Origin of the sequence: Dyadobacter sp. 676 (genome assembly GCF_040448675.1) — a bacterium.
Taxonomy (GTDB): domain Bacteria; phylum Bacteroidota; class Bacteroidia; order Cytophagales; family Spirosomataceae; genus Dyadobacter.
The window spans coordinates 3982555-3996079 of sequence record NZ_CP159289.1; the positions used below are offsets into that span (position 1 = coordinate 3982555).

13 protein-coding genes are annotated in these 13525 nt (G+C 51.9%); 9 read left to right on the forward strand and 4 right to left on the reverse strand.

Going from position 1 to position 13525, the window contains the following annotated elements; genetic code table 11:
* Positions 1 to 70: 70 nt before the first annotated feature.
* Positions 71 to 841: a YdcF family protein gene (locus tag ABV298_RS17810; protein WP_353717534.1), complete on the forward strand. Its 771-nt coding sequence runs from the start codon at positions 71 to 73 to the stop codon at positions 839 to 841.
* A gap of 11 nt (positions 842 to 852) precedes the next feature.
* On the opposite strand, the gene pfkA is transcribed toward ABV298_RS17810, so the two are convergent.
* Positions 853 to 1827, reverse strand: a complete 975-nt coding sequence (pfkA, locus tag ABV298_RS17815) for a 6-phosphofructokinase (protein ID WP_106597640.1) — start codon at positions 1825 to 1827, stop codon at positions 853 to 855.
* A gap of 322 nt (positions 1828 to 2149) precedes the next feature.
* Here pfkA and ABV298_RS17820 point away from each other — a divergent pair, with 322 nt between their 5' ends.
* From ABV298_RS17820 to ABV298_RS17850, 7 genes are all read left to right on the forward strand, one after another.
* Positions 2150 to 4639, forward strand: coding sequence for a hypothetical protein (locus ABV298_RS17820; RefSeq protein WP_353717535.1), 2490 nt, complete (start codon positions 2150 to 2152; stop codon positions 4637 to 4639).
* A gap of 37 nt (positions 4640 to 4676) precedes the next feature.
* The gene (locus ABV298_RS17825; protein WP_353717536.1) at positions 4677 to 4904 is read left to right on the forward strand and encodes a DUF2905 domain-containing protein; all 228 of its coding nucleotides are present in this window, start codon (positions 4677 to 4679) and stop codon (positions 4902 to 4904) included.
* Positions 4905 to 5038: 134 nt separating this feature from the next.
* On the forward strand, positions 5039 to 5497 hold the full coding sequence (locus tag ABV298_RS17830; RefSeq protein ID WP_353717537.1) for a DUF3578 domain-containing protein: 459 nt from the start codon (positions 5039 to 5041) through the stop codon (positions 5495 to 5497).
* Positions 5445 to 6605, forward strand: a complete 1161-nt coding sequence (locus tag ABV298_RS17835) for a hypothetical protein (RefSeq protein WP_353717538.1) — start codon at positions 5445 to 5447, stop codon at positions 6603 to 6605. Before ABV298_RS17830 ends, ABV298_RS17835 begins: the two co-directional genes overlap by 53 nt.
* A 6-nt stretch (positions 6606 to 6611) precedes the next feature.
* Positions 6612 to 8099 carry a DUF2357 domain-containing protein gene (locus tag ABV298_RS17840; protein ID WP_353717539.1) on the forward strand — a complete coding sequence of 496 codons (1488 nt, stop codon included), beginning with the start codon at positions 6612 to 6614 and terminating at the stop codon, positions 8097 to 8099.
* Complete coding sequence (locus ABV298_RS17845) at positions 8062 to 8856, forward strand: nuclease domain-containing protein (RefSeq protein WP_353717540.1); 795 nt, start codon at positions 8062 to 8064, stop codon at positions 8854 to 8856. Before ABV298_RS17840 ends, ABV298_RS17845 begins: the two co-directional genes overlap by 38 nt.
* Positions 8857 to 8941: 85 nt before the next feature.
* The gene (locus ABV298_RS17850; protein WP_353717541.1) at positions 8942 to 9694 is read left to right on the forward strand and encodes a GDSL-type esterase/lipase family protein; all 753 of its coding nucleotides are present in this window, start codon (positions 8942 to 8944) and stop codon (positions 9692 to 9694) included.
* Between the two features lie 20 nt (positions 9695 to 9714).
* Here the strand turns inward: ABV298_RS17850 and ABV298_RS17855 are convergent, their stop codons facing one another.
* A complete protein-coding gene (locus ABV298_RS17855; protein ID WP_353717542.1) occupies positions 9715 to 10215 on the reverse strand; it encodes a hypothetical protein in 501 nt (166 codons plus the stop codon).
* Positions 10216 to 10370: 155 nt separating this feature from the next.
* Here ABV298_RS17855 and ABV298_RS17860 point away from each other — a divergent pair, with 155 nt between their 5' ends.
* Entirely contained in the window at positions 10371 to 10739 is a 369-nt protein-coding gene (locus ABV298_RS17860; protein WP_353717543.1) for a hypothetical protein, read from the forward strand.
* 301 nt (positions 10740 to 11040) lie between these two features.
* On the opposite strand, the gene ABV298_RS17865 is transcribed toward ABV298_RS17860, so the two are convergent.
* Positions 11041 to 12042 (reverse strand): aldo/keto reductase, encoded by a 1002-nt coding sequence (locus ABV298_RS17865; RefSeq protein ID WP_353717544.1) that lies wholly within the window; start codon positions 12040 to 12042, stop codon positions 11041 to 11043.
* A gap of 134 nt (positions 12043 to 12176) precedes the next feature.
* A complete protein-coding gene (locus ABV298_RS17870; protein WP_353717545.1) occupies positions 12177 to 13085 on the reverse strand; it encodes a helix-turn-helix transcriptional regulator in 909 nt (302 codons plus the stop codon).
* Positions 13086 to 13525: the final 440 nt, after the last annotated feature.

Sequence of the window (13525 nt, forward strand, 5' to 3'; positions counted from 1 at the left end):
TGGATTATTTCAGATTTGAAGTCCGTAAAATTAACTTCAAAACGCTAACATTAGCCGGGTTCTTATTCAAATGTTTTATTTTCTCTCCAAAGCTGTCGACTTTCTGGTAATGCCCCTAAGCATCGTATTTTTTATACTCATTTATGCTTATGTGACAAAAAGTGACCGGCGCAGGAAGCAGGCCGTAGGATTGGTGACTGTGCTGCTGCTGCTGGCGTCCAATTCGTTCCTGGTAACGAAGGTGATCAATGCCTGGGAGTACAAGTTTATGAACCCCGGGGAATTGAGAGGGGTGTACGACGTCGGCGTCGTGCTGTCGGGCGGACTGATTACCACAAGCACACCGAGGCAGGAACGTCCGGCAATGGGAGACCGCAGCGACAGGATTTTACAGGCCTATTTGCTTTACAAGCAAGGTAAAATCAAAAAGATATTGATTACGGGAATAAGCGGGGAGACATTGATGGCCCGGAAGCTGGGCGAAACGCGACAGGCGGCAACGCTGCTGGCAAGCTGGGGAGTGCCCGCCCGGGACATTTTGTTTGAGGAGCGCGCGCGCAATACGCACGAGAATGCCGTATTTTCCGGTCGTATCCTGAACAAAATGTTCCCTTCGGGGAGGTACCTGCTGATCACGTCCGCATTCCACATGCGCCGGTCGGCCGGGTGTTTCGAAAAAGTAGGGATTAAGGCAGACCCCTTCCCGGCCGACTTTCGTGGGGGATACAACCGGTTTACCGTTCATAAATTGGTACCCGATCCCGATGCTTTCGCCTATTTTTGCATGCTGTGGCACGAAGTTATAGGCTTTCTCGCCTATAAAGCAGTGGGTTACTGCTAGGACCCACCTGATTATACGCTCAGGATTTTTACCATCCTCAGCAAATCCTCGTTGATCGGCTTCGGAAGTCTGATGGTATCTTCGAAAGGGGTATAGACCAGTTCATTGTTGATGATACCGGCCATGACATTCTTTTGCCCCGCAATAAGACCTTCCAAAGCGCCCAGCCCAAGGCGGCTTGCGAGAATGCGGTCGTAAGCCGACGGCGTTCCTCCACGCTGGGTGTGGCCCAGCGTGGTTACACGGATATCCGCGTTTTCGTCCACCTGCACTTTAATTTTGTCGGCCACTTCCTGTGCGCTCCCTTCTTCGTCACCTTCCGCCACAATGATGATGGAGGACGATTTCGAACGGCTCCATCCCTGTTTCAGGGTTTCTACCACCTGGGAGATCGGAGTTAACACTTCCGGAACCATCACGAGCTCGGCGCCACCCGCGATGCCCGACTGGATGGCAATGTAGCCAGAGTCGCGGCCCATTACTTCGATAAAGAAGATACGGTCGTGCGAGCTTGCCGTGTCGCGGATACGGTCGATAGCGTCCAATGCAGTATTTACAGCCGTGTCGAATCCGATGGTATAATCGGTTCCGTACAAGTCGTTGTCGATCGTTCCGGGCGCACCCACGGTTGGGATACCATATTCGTTGCCGAAAATCATCGCGCCGGTGAAAGTACCATTACCGCCGATGGCGATCAGCCCTTCAATGCCCAGGGCCTGCAAGTTGTCGTATGCTTTTTTACGGCCTTCGGGTGTCATGAACTCCTTGCTTCTGGCCGATTTGAGGATTGTACCTCCTCTTTGAACTATATTGCTAACCGAGTGTGACTCCATTTTGTAGACATCACCGGCGATCATTCCGCTATATCCTCTCCTGATTCCAAATACTTCAATACCATGGTAGCATGCTCCGCGTACTACCGCCCGGATGCAGGCGTTCATACCAGGGGCATCTCCTCCTGAGGTAAAAACTCCAATTCGTTTCATTTAATAATTTCGGGTTACTTCTAGTCTTTCTATGTACAGCTCCATTTGAACCATTAAGGCACAATTTCCGCAAATTTATCCGGTATTTTCTTAAAATATATGCCTTGATTCTTAATTATGTTAAAAAAATGCCGGAACAAGAATCATTTTTTACATCTCAAACATATACCAATACTCATATATTTGCGCCGGTTAATGGAAATTTAATATCCGTTAACCGGCGTTCGTTGCTACTATTACTGTTTGAAAAGTCATATTTAACGCGGGCCGGTGGCGGCGCCGCTTTCACCTGAAATCAACCCGTAGCTTTAATATTAACAAAATGAAAAATCTGTTCTCCTGGCAACGTCTCTGGCCTCACCTGGTGGCTGTTATCGGCTTCATGATTTTGTCTGTCGCCTATGTTTCGCCTGTGCTGCAAGGCAAGAAACTCAGTGCGACCGACGAAATACAGGCGCTGGGCGCTGCGCGGGAAGTACTGGATTACAACAAGAAAACGGACGAATGGTCGTGGTGGACCAACGGCATGTTCAGCGGAATGCCTTCCTACCTTGTGGTGGCTGACTATCCGACGAGCATTTCGACCAAAATCGGTCAGGGGATTAATAAAATACTACCCGCACCCGCCAGCTATTTCCTGATCGGGATGGTGAGTGCCTATGTGCTTTTCCTGGTGCTGGGGGCGGGGGGCTGGCTGGCGGCCATCGGCGCGGTGGCTTTCTCTTTCTCCTGTTTCAATGTTATCAACCTCGAAGCCGGGCATATTTCGCAGGTAATCGCCATTATGTATGCTCCCGGCGTGCTGGCGGGGGTGATCCTTGCGTTTCGCCGCAACTGGTTGGAAGGGGCCGCACTCACCGCATTGTTTCTCTCCCTGGAATTGTATGCCAACCACGTGCAGATTACCTACTACCTGGGGATCGGCGTTGTGATACTCGTGATTGTCGAGAGTATTTTACTTATTAAAAAAGGCCTTGCCAAAAACCTTGCCCTCGTGCTGGGAGGCCTCGCATTGGCGGCCGTCGTGGCCGTGGGAACGCACACAACGCGCCTCTGGAACGCTTATGATTATACCAAGGAAACCATCCGCGGGAAATCGGAACTGACGGTTACCGGTAAAGATGCTGATGCTAAAAAAGGCAATGGGCTCGACAAGGAATATGCGTTTACATACAGCTACGCTGTGGGAGAATTGCTCACCCTGGTAATCCCGAATGCCTACGGCGGTGCTTCTTACGGGCCGCTGTCGAATACCTCGGAGACTTACAAAACACTGACCGGACGTGGTGTTGATGCCGCCACAGCGCAGAATGTGATCCAGCAGATGCCGCTTTACTGGGGCGACCAGCCTATCATGGGCGGTCCGAACTACGTAGGTGTGATCGTCTTTTTCCTGTTCGTACTCGGGTTATTTATCGTAAAAAATCCATTGAAATACTGGGCGGCCGGGGTTATCGTACTTTACGTAATCTGGGCGCTTGGGAAGAGCTTTGCGGGGATTAACTACCTGTTTTTCGATTATTTCCCGATGTTCAACAAGTTCCGCGCGATGACGATGGTCATCTCGCTGGCGCAATTGCTGATGGTGCTGGTGGGCGTGTTGGCATTGGCTGTGATTGCAGAAAAGAAGATTTCCATTAAAGAATTACAGAAACCTTTCCTGATTTCGGCTGGCCTTACCGGTGGCCTGATGCTCATTATGGCATTACTGCCAGGATTGTTTTTTAGTTTCAAAGGGACAAACGATCCGATGATTGCACAACAGTTTGCGCAGCAGACACAAAACCAGGAGTTTGGCCAACTGCTTCTGAATTCGATCGTACAGGACCGTGAAAGCCTGATGAAAAGCGATGCGATCCGGGGTTTGATCTTTATCGCGTTGGCAGCCGCTTTGGTCTGGTTTTATGCGCAGGACAAGCTGAAACCGGTGGTATTTTACGGCGTGCTGCTCGCCTTGATCATTTTTGATTTGTTCGGGGTCGATAAAAGATATCTGAACAACGAAGATTTTGTAAGCGCTTACGTGGCGCAGGGAGTGAGGACGCCGTCGCCGGCTGACGAGCAGATTCTTCGGGACCCGGACCCCGACTATCGCGTGTACGACGTCGCTTCGCAAGGCGGACCTTTCAACAGCGCACTGGCTTCCTATTTCCATAAATCAATCGGTGGGTATCATGCGGCCAAGATGCGCCGTTATCAGGAACTCTTTGAAAATCAGGTGTTTACTGAAAAGCCAAATGTGGAAATCCTGAATATGCTGAACGCGAAATATTTCATCACGGCGGACCAGCAGGGAAACAAAGTAGCACAGCCCAACCCGCAGGCATACGGGCATGCGTGGTTCGTAAAATCGTATAAAGTAGTGCCCAACGCCGATGCCGAAATGGCCGCGCTGAGGACGGTGAACCTACGCGAGGAAGCGGTGATCGATCAACGCTTTGCTTCCAAACTGGGCGACCTTAAAATCGGTACCGATTCTACGGCCAGGATCAGTCTTATTTCCTATAAACCGAACGAGCTGATTTATGAAACCAGCGCGAATGGCGATGGCCTGGCGGTTTTCTCGGAAATCTATTACAATGTCCGCGGCGAGTGGCAGGTGACGATCGACGACAAGCCGGCAGATATGCTGCGCGTCAATTATGTGCTGCGCGCATTGCGTGTGCCCGCTGGTAAGCATACTGTTAAATTCCGCTTCGAGCCGATTTCCGTAGCCACGGGTAAAAAGATCGACTTTGTAAGTTCGTTGCTGCTGGTGGGACTGGTGGCCGGGGCCATATTTGTCGAATCCAGAAGGAAGAAAGCCGCCTGACGATGATCGATCCCGCATTGGGTAATATCGGATAATAATGTCGCAAGCGACCGGGAAATATCTCATCATTATAGGCCTGCTGGTAGTGCTGGTGGGAGTTGTCGTTTATTTTCTGAGCGACAAACTGCATTGGCTGGGCCGCCTTCCCGGCGATATCCGCGTCGAAAAGGAAAACTTCCGGTTTTACTTTCCTGTTACGACCATGTTGCTGCTTAGCGGGCTACTGAATTTGCTGATCTGGCTTTTCCGGAAATTCATGAATTAGGGCTGGTCGGAGTCTTACCGACTTAATAACCAGGGTTATAAATTTACCCTGGGAAGCCGGATTGCTTGGGAGAGAACAAAATATCATTCATCTTTAAGGTTGTTGAATGCATCCGGTCCCTAACACACTATTTCATGGAATATTTCGACGAGCTAACGCGGTTTCTGGCGCAATGCCGCACCGATAACCTTAAAACCTCCCACTTTTCGAATGCGCTCGATGGTTTCAAAGTAAAGATCAGCTTTGGAAAAGGGCATCCGGCGCGTGTTCCCTGGATCGCTTTCCTGGCTCCCGGGCAGCACATCAGCAATGGCATTTACCCGTTTTATCTATTCTACAAAAATCAGCAGATACTGGTACTCGCCTTTGGCATCAGCGAAACACTTTCCCCCCGAAATCCCCTGGCAGCAAGCAGGAGCGGAGACGATAGGAAGCTATTTTCAAAAACAAGGCTGGGAAAAACCCGCCAGGTATGCCGGATCGCTTGTATTCAGAGTTTACGATCCCGCCCGGCTCGACCGCACGCAGACGGAGGCCGACTTGCAGAAAATACTGGATATTTACCGCACCACCATCGGGCAGGAGCCGGATAAAACGCCCCGGCTGACCTGTGAGCTATTTTACAGGGATGCGCTGGAATGCGGCCTGAGAATTGACCACGATATGGTGATCCGGTTTATGGCCGCCCTCATTGCGAAGCCGTTTGTGATTCTTACAGGACTGTCGGGCGCCGGCAAAACACGGTTAGCCCAGGCATTTGCACAATGGATTTGTGAATCGGAAGAGCAGTTTTGCCTCGTTCCGGTCGGTGCCGACTGGACCAACCGCGAACCGCTGCTGGGGTTCCCGAATGCGCTCGAACCGGGGCAATATGTGAGGCCGGAAAGTGGCGTTGTCGACCTCCTGACCGCAGCCGACACCAACCCGGCTAAACCCTATTTTCTGATCCTCGACGAGATGAACCTGAGCCATGTGGAAAGGTATTTTGCCGATTTTCTGAGCGGAATGGAATCGGGCGAGCGCATAAGGCTGCACAACGGGAGCGCCGGGAATGTACCGGCGCGGATCCGCGTGCCGTCTAATCTGTTTATCGTTGGCACCGTGAATATCGATGAAACGACCTACATGTTCAGTCCCAAAGTGCTGGACAGGGCCAGTGTGATCGAGTTCAGTATTTCACGGGCGCAAATGCAGGATTTTCTGGAATCCGATTTGAAAGCGGATCCCGGCGGGCTTATTGGGGCCGGAGGCCAGTGGGCGACGTCGTTTGTGGAAATGGCGCGGACCGGCGGGACGGAAAGCCCTTACCGGGAAAAAATCGGCAACGAATTACTGGCATTATTCGAAATATTAAAACCCGCGGGTGCCGAATTCGGGTTCAGAAGTGCGACCGAAATACTCCGGTTTTCGGCGATTGTCCATCAGCTGGGCTCCCGGTGGCCGGTGCAGAAAATAATGGATGCTGCGCTGATGCAAAAGCTCCTGCCTAAAATTTACGGTTCGCGGAGAAAACTGGAACCGGTATTGAAAGCCCTGGGCAGGCGTTGCCTCACCGACCCGGATATGCTCGACGACTATCTCTCGGACAAGAAAGAAATCGTATTGTCGCAAGTGGCCGGTTACCCTATGGCTTTGGAAAAGATCCGGCGGATTTACCGGAATCTGATCGACCATGGATTTGCCAGCTACGCGGAGGCCTGATGCGCTATGGAAGTAAACGAGCTCGTAATCAGTACAGAAACCGCCGACGGCACAGTTTCGGTGCGGATCATCGCCGAAGAACGCGGCAGGCCGACGATCTTTCAACTGGACGAGTGGGAGGCTTACGAGAATGGCGAGGCGCCCGTCCAGTTGCTGGAAGGAAGTTTCTATGAATATGAAGTGATGGGCACATACCGCCTGTGCCCGTCGCCGGTGGTGATGCCTTCCCGCATTAACCCCACCATGGGCCGGCTGGCGCCCCAGGTATACGTGGGAACACTGACAATCCAATTGCTGCGGCTCTCGGACGATCTGCCCCGCGGAGAAATCAGGGTGGAAATCCGTTCGGGGAAAACAGGTTACCGGAGCGACTACCGCTTTATGCTGGAAGGGATTACCGAGCGCTGCACCGACCTGCTTTTTTACTATAACGCGCCGGTTACCCATTCTTTTGCACCCGATTATCATACCGACCCGCGGACGTTGTACCAGCGGTTCGCGTTTGTGAATGCGGTGCTTTCCGGCAGGGAGTTTGAAATAGCTTTTCAAAGGATACTGAGGAATCCTATCACCAAATGGGCGGGCGACGAAGCCGAACGGGACATCCGGCGCATTGCCCGGCCCGATCGCAGAACGGCTGCGCAACTGGTTGCCAACGGTAACAGGGTCCCTCTTCCGGATAGTCACTCCCTGAAAGGGCGACTGGCGTCGGTGCCGTCCCGGTTGATAGTCGATTCCAGGACGGATTCACCGGATACGCAGGAAAACCGGTTTGTAAAGCATGCTCTGGAGGTGTTCTCCGGATTTGTCACCCATATCAAAGGCATCGCGCCGGAGCGCAGCCGTTTTTATCAGGAAACGGTTTTACTGGAAAATCGGCTGAATCAAATGCTTTCCGTCCCTTTGTTCAAAGCAGTCGGCAAACCGGGCAGGCTTGTATTGAATGGCACGGGCCTGGTGCGGAAGGAAGGTTACAAACAGATTCTGCGGGTATGGCTGATGTTCGATCTGGCCGCGCGGCTTGTGTGGCGGGGTGGCGACGACGTGTATCATGCCGGGAAGAAGGATGTGGCGGTGCTCTACGAGTATTGGCTGTTTTTTGAGCTTCTGGACCTTGTGAAAAGTGTGTTCTCGATTGAACCGGCGCATGTCGGCGAGCTCATCAGGCCGACAAAGGACGGGTTGGGGTTACAACTGCGGCAAGGCCGGCACTTGCCCGTTAGTGGTGTTTTCGATGCCGGTTCGAGGAAATTGAATGTGGAATTCAGCTTTAACCGTTCATTTTCCGGGCAGAGCGATTACCCCCAGGCCGGTAGCTGGACCACGGGCATGCGGCCGGATTTTACGTTATCCGTATGGCCCGCAGGCGTTTCGCAGGCCCAGGCCGAAACCGAGGAACTGATTGTGCACATTCATTTCGACGCCAAATACAAGGTTGAATCGGTAGCCGGTGTATTTGGCGAAGCGGAAAAAGGCGGATATGGCCGACCATGACCGGGACGACCTGCTTAAAATGCATTCGTACAAGGACGCGATACGGCGTACGGCAGGGGCTTATGTGCTGTATCCCGGCGCGGGAGTTTATAAAAGAAAAGGGTTTCACGAGCTCATTCCCGGGCTCGGCGCATTTGCGATCCGCCCTTCCCGGACCGACAGCGGCCGGGATGAACTGAAACGTTTTCTCAACGACGTGGTGGCACATTTTCAGAACAGGGCGTCACAGCGCGAGAAAGTCGCCTTCCGGAATTTTACAATCTATAATGAGCGATCTGCCGACGAGTTGAGGGAACCGTTGCCGGAGGCGGTGGGCAAAAACCGTGATTTGATCCCCGACGATACATTTGTGCTGGTCGGCTATTACAAAAACGATTCGCATCTGACCTGGATCCGGAAGCATAACCTGTACAACTTCCGCACAGGTGCACGGGCGGGCTCTCTGGCGCTCGGCGTGCGCGAGGTGAATGCCCGGTATTTGCTGCTTCACGGACCGGGCGAAACGGTTTCGGGTATGCTATTCAAGGTACGCAGCCCGGCGCCGCGATTATTTTCGAAACAGGATTTATTGCAAAAGGGGTACCCCGCCCCTTCACGGGAGCTTTACCTGGTATACGAAACTGATCCGGAAGTGGAGCCGGAGTTCCTGCAAATGCGCTGGGACGTGACCCGCCTTCCTGGCTACCGCGCCAACAGGGCGTCGGGATTGCCGTTCTCCGTCAGTCTGACGGAATTAATGAAAGCACTGGTAAAATGATCCTGCTTTTTTCGGTAGTATTTGGTGTGAAAGCCTTTTCTTACCAAATTATAAGAAACATTCATCGTTCCCGATTCCGTATTCAATGAAATCCAAAACACTCGTCGCCGCATTCCTCTTACTGGCTTTCAACGCTTTCTCCCAAACCAAGCTCAGCATTGTTTTCATCGGTAACAGCATTACCCAGGGCAAGGGAGGCGATAACGGTTTTCCGCCCCCTACACACGCCGTGAATTACCTGAAAGAGCAAAAAGGCGTAGATGATGTTTTGTTCGCCAACGCGGGCAGGAGCGGTTCCACGACGGTCGACTGGCTGCCGGGTACCGGCAAGTATTTTACACTGGCGACTACGGCGGCGGATAGCCTTTTCCTTCAAAAGGATCACCAGCTATTGTTTTCAATAAAACTCGGCACCAACGACAGCGCCATCGAAGGGCCGAACGGCGCACCAGTTTCAAAGGAAAATTACAAAAAGAATGTCCAGACCATCGTTTCCGAGTTGCTGAAACGGTATCCGGGCAGCAAGGCGATTATCCACCACCCGATCTGGTACAGCACCAATACCTATAACCGCTCCAAATACCTGGCCGAGGGGCTGGAACGATTGCAAACGTACATTCCCGAGCTCGACGCGCTGATCGGGGAGTACAAGGTCACGGAACCCGGCCGGGTTTTCAAAGGAGATACCAAAGCATTTAAATATTTCAAAAAACATGCAGCCAGGCTTTTTAAGCCGGAGAATGGGCAGCAGGGAGTATTTTACCTGCACCCCAACGCCGAAGGAACGAAAGTGCTCGGGGAGTTCTGGGGAAAAGCGATCAGGAAAAATATCCCTTAACGGGCGCGGCGGATTTTGCATTAATTCTTCCTTACCGGCTTTAATCCCTTCATCGCCTGCACTCCGACGAGCGGACTTTTGGGGATAGCAAGTAGTTTTTCCTCGTTTCCGGGTTCATGATATGCACGGTAACCGGCCAGATAGCGGTTAATGATGAAATCTTCCTCGCGTTCGAACTGGATCGATGGCCCGTGGATGAATGCGGAGATGTTGTAGAGTTTTTTATGCCAGATGGCAGCGTTCAGATTACCGTCGAAGTGGTAATGGTTCTCGAACCCGCGATCGAACCTGAACACAATGGGTTTCCCTGCGTTTGCAAGCATGCTTTCGGGCGTGCCGGTGAGGGTAATGGGAATGTACGTTTTCTTTTCGTAGATAAATCCCCCGTGGGTGTTTTTGATATATTCCCGCATTTGTCGGGGCGCGTCTCCCACCAGCAGCACATCCACGAGGAGAATGTGTTCGGCGGTGTAAAACTGTCCGGGGTTCTGGATAAGCGGGAGTTGGGATATTCGGATCATGGGTTGTATCTGACGCGATTCGGCGTATAAAATTAGTTAACATTCCTATTGCCGCAATCGTCTCCGGTGCCGCGGATTTGTGTCGGGAATTTTTTCGGGAATTACTTGTAGTGGTAATTCCCGCACGATATATTGAGCCGAAATACAGGGTTATTATGGTAAAAACATACAGATTTATAGCACTTCTGGGCGATGGTCGCGAAAGGTTCAGCGACAAGGAACTCGACTCGGAATGGCCTACTGAACCGATCGTCATCGATGCATTCGGGTTTTCGGATGTTTACAGGTATTCGGGGGTGGTTTTCCTGAATGAGGAATGGTTTACAAAGTACAGCAAGAACTGGAAGAACGATACGACGGATATCGACAAACTGCTGGTGAACCTGATTAAATACTCGGTGAAGGATGCGCATTCGGAGAACCTGACGAAGATCAGGAACTATCTGGCTTCACCACCGGAAACGGTACAGGAGTCGGTGGCGCTTTGGAAAAGTTTTTACGATCCGGCCTTGAAAACGATTTAACCTTTTCGCGAAAGTGACGCCGGCGCATGATGGCCTGCGCTCCGGGTACCAGGAGCGCAGGCTGTTTGCCGATGTTTCGTTATATCCCGGGTTTTGTTTCCGCGTGGCTGTTCCGTTCGCTCCGCTCATATCGGTCCGGTACTGCGGGATCGGCCTGGTCACATGATCCGCGGCCCGGTTTCTCACCCTGTTGACATACTCGTCCGCCGCAGCCGCCGATTCCACCATACGATGGGCGGTGTAATAAAGCCTGGCCCTGCATTTCGTGTGAAGGGCAAGCCACACGCCCCGGGGGAACGGATCAATGATTAACCATTTTCATTGCACCTTCGCTATACCGTGCACCGGTGTCGGGATAGCGGGCTATGAGCGTGTCGATGGCCTTCAAATCCTGTTCCGAAAGGCTGACGTCCAGCGCGCCGGTGTTCTCTTCCAGGTATTTACGCTTTTTAGTCCCGGGAATCGGGATAATGTCGTCGCCTTGCGCAAGGACCCATGCGAGCGCGAGCTGCGCAGGAGTACACTGCTTGCCGGCGGCGATTTCGGCAAAGCCGGCTACGAGTTTCGCATTGTTATCGGCTACATCCTGCTGGTAACGGGGAAGCGTCTTGCGAAAATCTTCATCGGCCAGCGTTTGGGTATTCAATGTGTTGGTGACGAGCCCTCTCGCCAGTGGCGAATAGGGTACCAGTGAGATACCCAGCTCGCGGACCGTGTCGAGTATATCACCTTCCACATCCCGTGTGATCACCGAGTATTCGCTTTGCAGTGCGGCAATCGGGTGCACGGCGTGTGCCTTGCGGATCGACGCCGCCGAGGCCTCGCTCAGGCCGAGGTAACGCACTTTGCCTTCTTTTACAAGCTCCGCCATAGCGCCAACCATTTCTTCGACCGGCACATTGGGATCCACTCTGTGGGCATAATAAAGGTCGATTGTGTCGATTTTCAGCCTTTTCAGGCTATTTTCAACCGCTATTTTCATCCACGCCGGCGAGCCGTCGAACCACGCGCCGGCAGAGTTCCGCGGGGCGTTCACGTTCTCTCCGTAACGGAAACCGAATTTGGTGGCGATGAATACCTTGTCGCGGTTAGGGACGAGTACCTGCGAAATCAGTTTTTCGTTTTCCCCGTTGGCGTACATGTCGGCGGTGTCCCAGAAATTGATCCCAAGGTCGAGTGCGCGATGCAGGGTGGCAATGCTTTCGGCATCGTCGGTCGGGCCGTAAGCGAAGCTCATGCCCATGCAGCCTAATCCAATGGCTGATAATTTTTCGTCTGTTCTTCCAAGCGTTCTGTATTGCATCTGTTTGGTGGCTATCGGCCGTCAGCTATCGGCCGGATGAGTAATGTATCGTCATCGGGATGTTCCCGATACCACAAAATTACCTGCGGGCGCCGGCCCCCTGTTTATAATTTTCAAACAGATCTTTATAAATATCACACCGCTTTGGCGCGTACGTTGCCGGGAGTGAGGCCGGTCTGTTTTTTGAAGAAAATATTGAAGTAGGCCGGATATTCGAAGCCGAGGCTGTATGCGATTTCGGAAATGTTCCAGTCGGTGTGGTTGAGCAATGCCTGGGCTTCCTTCGTAATACGTGCCGAAATGTGTTCCGTGGTGGTTTTGCCGGTGATTTCCTTTATCGACCGGTTCAGGTGGTTGGCGTGTACCGACAGGCTTCGCGCATAGTCGTTCGCTGTTTTCAGCCGCAATGCATTTTCGGGGGTATCGATCGGAAACTGCCTTTCCAGCAGTTCCATAAATAACGAGGTAATGCGCGCCGATGCGTTCTTTTGACGCTCAAAAGTTTCGGCCGGCTGCATTTTCATCGCTTCATGAATGATCAGGTGCAGATAGTTGCGTAGCATGCCGTATTTGTGCGCATAGTCCGAGTCGATTTCCGCCATCATCTTCCGGAAGATCATCGACAGCTCCCTCTGCTGCTGTTCATCGACGAAATAGACCGGATTTGCCCCGATCCTGAATAACGGAGAGTCCTGCAAAAAGTCCTTACGCTCGCTCGGGTGCACAAAAGTTTCCGTAAACAACGCAAACCAGCCGAGTTGCGTATCCGAGATCGCTTCCCACGAATAAGGCACCATCGGATTGGAAAAAAGCAACGCAGGACGATCTATTTCGATCCATTTGTCGGCATAATGTAACCGGCCCGTGCCTATAATGAATGAAACTTTGTAAAAGTCGCGGCGGCTGTACGGCGTCTTTTTGTAGCACGAATTTCGTTCGAACACGTTGAAGTGGCCTATGCCGGCATTGTTCAACGGGAGGTCAGCCGGATTGGCCTGCGGCACCCTGCGGTAGAATTCCTGGATCGACTCGGTCTCTTTCATACTTCAATATTATAAAATTCAAATAGCAGTTGCTGCTATGATAGTTTCCGTAATACCGGAATTAACCACTTTTTAATTTCGAAGTAAACCACTCGTTCAAAGAATTGGACTATGTGGAATATGTCAAAATGGATTATGGAGGTAGTCCGGGGCGACGGTAATTTTGAATGAGTGAATGGGTGAATGAGGCGCCGTGGAACGGGGAATGGGCCGCCGTGGAGGGGTGAATTTTGAATAACCGAATGGAGTTACCGAGTTGGTGATTAAATAGATTTTAGGTGTTTTTTTAATAGTTTATTCATTGATTTCCAAGTAGTGCATTCATATTCAAAAGTTCCGGTATCCAAACCCTTGACATTGACTAATTCTCCGCTCCATAGCGGCTCATTGGCATATTCAAAATTCAGGGCCTATTCTCCGTTCCACGGCGGCCCATTCAA

Excerpts from the sequence above, each read along its gene's own strand:
- ABV298_RS17810 (WP_353717534.1), top strand. The coding sequence starts at position 71 with ATGTTTTATTTTCTCTCCAAAGCTGTCGACTTTCTGGTAATGCCCCTA.
- pfkA (WP_106597640.1), bottom strand. The coding sequence starts at position 1,827 with ATGAAACGAATTGGAGTTTTTACCTCAGGAGGAGATGCCCCTGGTATG.
- ABV298_RS17820 (WP_353717535.1), top strand. The coding sequence starts at position 2,150 with ATGAAAAATCTGTTCTCCTGGCAACGTCTCTGGCCTCACCTGGTGGCT.
- ABV298_RS17825 (WP_353717536.1), top strand. The coding sequence starts at position 4,677 with ATGTCGCAAGCGACCGGGAAATATCTCATCATTATAGGCCTGCTGGTA.
- ABV298_RS17830 (WP_353717537.1), top strand. The coding sequence starts at position 5,039 with ATGGAATATTTCGACGAGCTAACGCGGTTTCTGGCGCAATGCCGCACC.
- ABV298_RS17840 (WP_353717539.1), top strand. The coding sequence starts at position 6,612 with ATGGAAGTAAACGAGCTCGTAATCAGTACAGAAACCGCCGACGGCACA.
- ABV298_RS17850 (WP_353717541.1), top strand. The coding sequence starts at position 8,942 with ATGAAATCCAAAACACTCGTCGCCGCATTCCTCTTACTGGCTTTCAAC.
- ABV298_RS17855 (WP_353717542.1), bottom strand. The coding sequence starts at position 10,215 with ATGATCCGAATATCCCAACTCCCGCTTATCCAGAACCCCGGACAGTTT.
- ABV298_RS17860 (WP_353717543.1), top strand. The coding sequence starts at position 10,371 with ATGGTAAAAACATACAGATTTATAGCACTTCTGGGCGATGGTCGCGAA.
- ABV298_RS17865 (WP_353717544.1), bottom strand. The coding sequence starts at position 12,042 with ATGCAATACAGAACGCTTGGAAGAACAGACGAAAAATTATCAGCCATT.
- ABV298_RS17870 (WP_353717545.1), bottom strand. The coding sequence starts at position 13,085 with ATGAAAGAGACCGAGTCGATCCAGGAATTCTACCGCAGGGTGCCGCAG.